At 40.7% G+C, this 6,853-nt stretch carries 4 protein-coding genes; all 4 read right to left on the bottom strand.

What is annotated here, in order from left to right:
* Positions 1–385, bottom strand: a 385-nt coding sequence (locus tag M9892_12125; GenBank protein MCO5255096.1) for a heme-binding domain-containing protein, incomplete at its 3' end; no start/stop codon positions are given.
* Positions 386–400: 15 nt separating this feature from the next.
* Positions 401–1,699 (bottom strand): efflux RND transporter periplasmic adaptor subunit, encoded by a 1,299-nt coding sequence (locus M9892_12120; GenBank protein ID MCO5255095.1) that lies wholly within the window; start codon positions 1,697–1,699, stop codon positions 401–403.
* Positions 1,700–1,704: 5 nt separating this feature from the next.
* Entirely contained in the window at positions 1,705–3,009 is a 1,305-nt protein-coding gene (locus M9892_12115; GenBank protein ID MCO5255094.1) for a TolC family protein, read from the bottom strand.
* Between the two features lie 12 nt (positions 3,010–3,021).
* Positions 3,022–6,849, bottom strand: a complete 3,828-nt coding sequence (locus M9892_12110; protein MCO5255093.1) for an efflux RND transporter permease subunit — start codon at positions 6,847–6,849, stop codon at positions 3,022–3,024.
* Positions 6,850–6,853 lie beyond the last annotated feature (4 nt).

The raw sequence follows: 6,853 nt of genomic DNA, 5'->3' as shown, positions 1-6,853 counted from the left end.
ACCAGAGATAAGACGGCAAAGGCATTTCATTTTTCTCCACCTGAGTTACAATTGATTGCAACAGTCGCTCCTGTTTTCCACTATAATAGTTGCTCCATTCGCTAAAATTCAGATACTGTTTTCCATTGGTAATATGCAATTCAATGAACATTCTACCAGGCTGGATATAATCAAACCATTCATATTTTGTATTATTACTGTGGCAGTTATAACAGGAATTTTCCAAGATTTTACTTACTGCTTTTGGCGAATTATATACTTTTATAAAATCAGTCGCTTGAACCCGCCCATGATACACATAGGAGCCAGGCTGATAAAACTGAATAATAACAAGCACCCCCAGAACAGATAGGGCTATCATCTTCCACTTGGGTCTTTGTTTCATCTTATTGTTACCTATTTAATGATGATGTTCGTTTGAAACCATTCCTTTGGTCTCATTCATCATACTTTTTTTGCCTTCCAATTGTGCACTGGCATCAATAGAAAAAGCTCCATTTGTTACCACTTCATCACCATTCTCAACACCTGAAAGGACTACATAGCTATCGCCCAATGAAGCTCCCAAATCAATTTCTCTCATTTTGAAAGTGGGGATGGAAGTCCCATGTTCTTTCACATAAATTACCGAGCGTTTGCCTGTCCACAGGACTGCTGATTTGGGAACCACAATATCTTTGCCAGAGCCTCTAACCGGTGCATTAACCACTGCGGTAGCATACATTTCCGGCTTGAGTAAATTTTGGAGATTGTTAACCTCCACTCTTATTTTGGCAGTGCGCGATGCAGCATCCACAATAGGGTTTATGAATACGATTTTTCCTTTAAAAGTCTTGCCTGGCAGGCTTTGCAAAGTATATTCCAACTGGTCGCCGACTTTGAGAAAGGGTAAATCGCTTTCATAAGCATCAAAAACAGCCCATAAACGGTTTAAGTTTGCGATATTATACAACACTGTACCCTGACTGATATAATCACCCTGATTCACATTTTTACTAACAATTACGCCACTTGTATTGGCATAAATAGTTACATAAGGAGAAACAGTTTTTGAACTCAGTACATTGGAAATTTGCTCCTCAGTCATCTTCCACAACTTCATTTTTTCCTTAGCTGCTGCCAGCAAGCCCGGTTGCAGATCGTTTAATTTAGCTGCTTCCAGCAACTCCTGTTGTGCCGTCATCAAATCGGGAGAGTATATTCTGGCAATGGCTTGTCCTTGTTTTACAGGTTCTCCCGTAAAGTTGGCGTATAATGCTTCTATGCGACCATTGACGTGTGAAGTTTGAGAGTGTTGCAAACGCTCGTCAATCTGAATGGTTCCGTACAACTGCATGTCTTTAATTGCCTTTTGATGGCCAACGACCGTAGTTTGTACATTTGCCAATGCAATGGCTTCCGGGGTCATCTGGATGGCATCTTCATCCACTTCATGATTGGAGTGGTCGTTGTGATCGTTTGTTTTTAAAGGAATTAAATCCATACCGCAGATAGGACATTTACCGGGCTTGTCCATTCTGATTTGAGGGTGCATAGAACAAGTCCAGATAGTGCCGCTTTTTTCGGATGCCGCTACCTCTGTTGAATGGTCGTGGGTTTCAGTTCTGCCAAATACCAACCATCCTAATAAAATGCCTGACAACAGAATGAGTACAAACTGTGAGGCTCTGTTTTTAAATATATTTTTTAATTTTTTCATTTCTTTTATTTTTGATATGTATTAAAAGAGGTTAATTTTTCAATTGAAACTGCCATTGAATTATAACCTGCTATGGCTTCGGCTTTCTTCAATTGGTAATCCAACAACTGGCGTTGCACCTGAATAACATTGGTTAAATCGCCTTTGCCCGTTACAAATTCCTGCACAGTCAGGTTGTAAGTGGTAAGTGCCAGTTCTGTTTGTTTTTCATAAAGAGCAATGGAGCGTTCGGCATCGTCCAATTGATTTTTAAAACCATATAAATCACTTTTGAGATTATTAAATGTGTTCTCTCTTTTTTCCTTATTTGACTGCTGCCATAGTACGCTCTCATTTTGTTGTGCATGGTATTTTTTGCGGAATAGAGGTAAAGAAACCGACACCATAGGCATGACCATATCTCTGCCGTTCATGCTCCCCATTTTAAACATCTCTTCATTCGTTTTGCCGATGAGCATATACTGAACGCCAATGCCAAGCATCGGATAGCTCATTTTTTTGTCTTTTTCGGCTTTGGCTTTATATGCCATTATTTCTTTTTCAATCATCAATAAATCCGGATTGTTGGCATCAATTGACTTTAGGATGTCTTCAATCTGAAACAAGAAAGTTGTTTTGAAGATAGCGTTACCGATATTCACCGTTTCGTTCACATCTCTGTTTAAAAGCATATTAAATTTTGCTTTTTCCGACCTTAGTAATGCCTTTAGACTTTCTATGTTATTGTCAACTTCTGCCTGTTCCAATCGTATTCTAAGCACATCCGACATACCGAGTGAGGCGCTACCTGATGGAGAAGAATATTTCCTTAATGCAAGTTCTTCCAGATTTTTTAAAAACTTTTTTTGCTCTAAATTATTATTAATCTGTTCGTTCAATTTTTGCATTTCATACCATTGCAGAGAAACCTGTAATATAAGGTTATCCATTTCAGATTTGTACTGCTGAAACTGTATTTCAGATTCGTAACCTGCCTCCATGCGTGCTAACTTTCTTGTGCCAAACCAGGGAAATCTTTGCATTACACTGAAGTTGGCAATTGAACGACCACCAATTATGTTCATTGGAGAAGGGTAAAATTCTCCGGTAAACTCGGGGTCGTCAAAAGCACCCGCTTGCGGTATTTTCTCCAAATAAGCTTCATAAGCCAATTTTTGAGCCTTCGTTCCCGGGTTATTTTGAACTGCAACTGCTATATAATAATCTAATGAATCTGTTGCCGTGCTTTGTGCCAACAATAGTGTGGGAAAAGCAATGGTTGTTAATACTAACATGATTAAACAACCGATATTTTTAATTTTATTTTCCATTTTATTTCTTTTTTATTTTTCGGTTGGATGTCCTTTGCGAATTGCCCACTCTCTCCACCAACATTGAAATACAGGCACCACAAACATGGTCATGGATTGTATCAACATTCCACCAAATGTGGGGATAGCCATTGGTACCATAATTTCAGCCCCCTTTCCGGTAGAAGTCAATACGGGCAATAGTGCAATCAATGCGGTGGCGGTGGTCATTGAGGCCGGTCGTACCCGTTTTAAACCTGCATAAACAACGGCTTCCCTCACTTCTTCTTTTGTTTGAGGATTGCGGGCAATAAAGGTGTCGTGAATATAAGTACCCATAATGACCCCATCATTAGTTGCCAATCCAAACAGTGCGATAAAGCCCACCCAGACCGCAATACTCAAATTAATGTCGTGCATCTGAAACAAATCTCGCATATTCATACCTCCGACTGAAAAGTTCATAAACCAGGGTTGACTGTATAACCACAACAAAATAAAACCACCTGCAAATGCTACAAACACACCTGAAAAATGAATGAGTGAAGCCGTTACGGTTTCAAACTGAAAATATAAAATCAGTAAGATGGCAAGTAAGCTGATTGGAATAACAAGCATCAGCCGTTTGGTGGCATGTTCCTGTTGCTCGTAGTTACCGGCAAATTTATAGCTCACACCTTTGGGCAATTTTAATTCACCCGAAGCTATTTTTCCTTTCAATATTTTATCTGCTTCGTGTACTACGTCAACCTCCGCTTTTCCGCTGATTTTGTCAAAAATTACATACCCGATTAAAAAGGTGTTTTCGCTTTGTATCATCTGAGCGCCTTTTGCGTACCCTATATGGGCTACCTCTTCCAGAGGTATCTGCGTTCCCGTTCCGGTAGGAATTATTATTTTTTTCAATGCCTCGGGATGGTCTCTCAGTTCACGTGGATAGCGAAGCCTTACCGGAAAACGTTCCCGACCTTCTACGGTAGTGGTTAATGTCATTCCGCCAACAGCCGAACTTATCACTTCCTGTAAATCTTCTACTGTGATGCCGTATCTCGCCATTTTATTTCTGTCCAAATGAATCTCCACATAAGGTGCACCGATAGCACGATCATAAAACACAGTAGATGGGATAACAGATGGAACTCCTTTTAGAGCCGTTTCCAATTCTTTTCCGGCAGTTGCAATAGACTCCAAATCCGGTCCTGAAATTTTCAACCCCATGGGTGCACGCATTCCTGTAGCAAGCATAACTAATCTTGCTTCTATGGGTTGAAGTTTGGGAGCAGAAGTCATCCCCGGTAAATGCGATGCGTTGACGATTGCCTGCCATATATCGTCAGTTTTCTTTATTTCAGGTCGCCATTGTCTGAAAAATTTGCCGTTTTTATCTGTGATTAAACTGTCTTTAGGTATTTTTCTGAACCCGCTTTCAGGATTGTATGTTTGACCCCCGATTAATTCATATTCTCCTTTTTTATTTACCTGAAATCGCTCCCGGTGTCCTTCTTCATTTAAAATGTATTCCGGAATGTAGTTGATGGTATTTTCAAACATTTGTGTGGGAGCGGGGTCTAATGCAGAATTTACACGTCCCCATTTTCCAACCGTAAGTTCTACCTCGGGAATATTTTGAATACGCCTGTCCAAAGTTTGAATATATTGCAGATTCTGTTGAACACCTGTATGGGGCATAGTTGTGGGCATCAGCAGAAAAGAACCTTCGTTTAAACTCGGCATAAATTCCTGTCCCATACCGGGAAACATTTTGGTTGACTTTTGCCAAAAACCAGTTTCCTTAAAACTTTTCCAGCCGGCACTTTCAAAACCTTTGGCGACAAAACCAAAAGTTTTGTCCGTTCCCTGCCAGGCAAGCATACCCCAAAACAATGTCAGGATTGGAATTGCCATAAATTTCCAACGGTGGGTCAATGCCCATCTCAATATCTTTTCATAATAAATAACCAATAACCAAAGGAGTCCGAGTACAAAGGCAATCGCCATAAATACAAATACAAAATTTGTGGATAATTTCGCCTGAGTGCCCAACGGCAGCCATTCTTCTGAAAGATAGGAGAGAACTACTACCAGTGTAATAGCAATATTGACGTAATTGGCAATGCGTTCTCCTTTCCACCGGCTGATGAAAAGGTTATTTAACCCGATAAATGTCAAAGCTACAGCTGCAAAAACTCCGCTGTAAATCCACAAAGCAATACCCAATACCACTAAGATATAATTCATTATCCTTCTTAGTTTTTTCCGTTCAATTTTTATTGAAAAAACATAGTAGGCAATCGTTGGTATCACTATCAATCCTAAAATGAATGCAGATGTAATGGCAAAAGTTTTGGTAAATGCCAATGGGCGAAATAGTTTACCTTCCTGTGCTTCCATAGCAAATACGGGCAGAAAGCTGACGATGGTGGTGAGCATCGCAGTAGTGATGGCGCCCGATACTTCAGAAACGGCTTTTGAGATTAAATTTACAAATGCCTTTCCTTTGCTTTCAATACCTTGTTTCCGTTCTTCTTCCATGTAGCGGATTATGCTTTCCACAAAGACAACCCCCACGTCAACCATCACTTCGATAGCGATGGCAATACCCGAAAGGGCTACAATATTGGCTTCTACTCCAAGATATTTCATAAATATAAAGGTTGCCAATACGCCAAGTGGCAGAATGCTGGAAATGATCAAAGAAGCTCTGAGATTAAACACCAATACGATAACCACAATAATGGAAATCAGTATTTCGTGAGCCAATGCAGATTCCAATGTACCAATAGTTTCATGTATTAAACCGGAGCGGTCATAGAAAGGCACTACGGTAACTTTGGATATAGAACCGTCGGACAACGTTTTTTGCGGAAGCCCGGCTTCCATCTCAACTATTTTTGCTTTTACATTGTCAATTACCTCCAGCGGATTTGCACCGAAACGGGCAACAACAACGCCACCAACAGCTTCCACGCCTTCTTTATCCAATCCCCCTCTGCGTGGAGCTGGTCCCAGATTGACAAAAGCTACATCTTTGATTTTGACCGGAATATTATTCCTTACTGTTACTACGGCATTTTCCAGGTCTTCTACCGTTTTTATATAGCCCAATCCACGCACTAAATATTCAACCTTGTTTACCTCTATCGTTTCAGCACCGATGTCTAAATTGCTTTTCTGAATAGCGGTCATCACATCCATAATTGTCAGGTTGTATGCCCGCAGTGCATCGGGATTGATGTCCACCTGATATTCTTTGATAAAACCACCGATAGAAGCAACTTCCGATACGCCTTCAGCAGACGAAAGGCTGTACTTGGCGTAGAAATCCTGAATGGTTCTTAGTTCATCGGGATCCCATCCTCCGGTTGGCTTGCCTGTTTTTGGGTTTCTGCCCTCTAAAGTGTACCAAAATACTTGTCCAAGTGCAGTTGCATCAGGGCCCAAGGTGGGTGTTACACCAGTTGGTAAAGTTCCTGCCGGAAGGGAATTGAGTTTTTCAAGAATACGGGAACGGCTCCAATAAAATTCTACATTTTCTTCAAAGATGATATAGATAAAGGACATCCCGAACATAGAGGTGCTCCTTATCGTTTTCACTCCGGGCATGCCCAAAAGTGAAGTGGTAAGCGGGTAGGTTATTTGCTCCTGAATATCTTTTGGCGACCTGCCCATCCATTCAGTGGCAACAATCTGTTGATTATCCCCAAGATTGGGAATGGCATCAACAGGGACAGGGTTATTGGGCAACAGATTTTGGTGCCAGTTAAAAGGTGCAGTTACCAAACCCCATATCAGCACGGTGAGTAACAATAACAGGGTAACTACCCTGTTATTTAGAAAGTAATTAATGAATTTGTTCAGCATAACA

Source organism: Bacteroidota bacterium, assembly GCA_023957335.1.
In the GTDB taxonomy this organism is placed as follows: domain Bacteria; phylum Bacteroidota; class Bacteroidia; order NS11-12g; family UBA955; genus JALOAG01.
This window is presented reverse-complemented; position numbering and strand designations above follow the sequence as displayed.

Excerpts from the sequence above, each read along its gene's own strand:
- M9892_12115 (MCO5255094.1), bottom strand. The coding sequence starts at position 3,009 with ATGGAAAATAAAATTAAAAATATCGGTTGTTTAATCATGTTAGTATTA.
- M9892_12120 (MCO5255095.1), bottom strand. The coding sequence starts at position 1,699 with ATGAAAAAATTAAAAAATATATTTAAAAACAGAGCCTCACAGTTTGTA.
- M9892_12110 (MCO5255093.1), bottom strand. The coding sequence starts at position 6,849 with ATGCTGAACAAATTCATTAATTACTTTCTAAATAACAGGGTAGTTACC.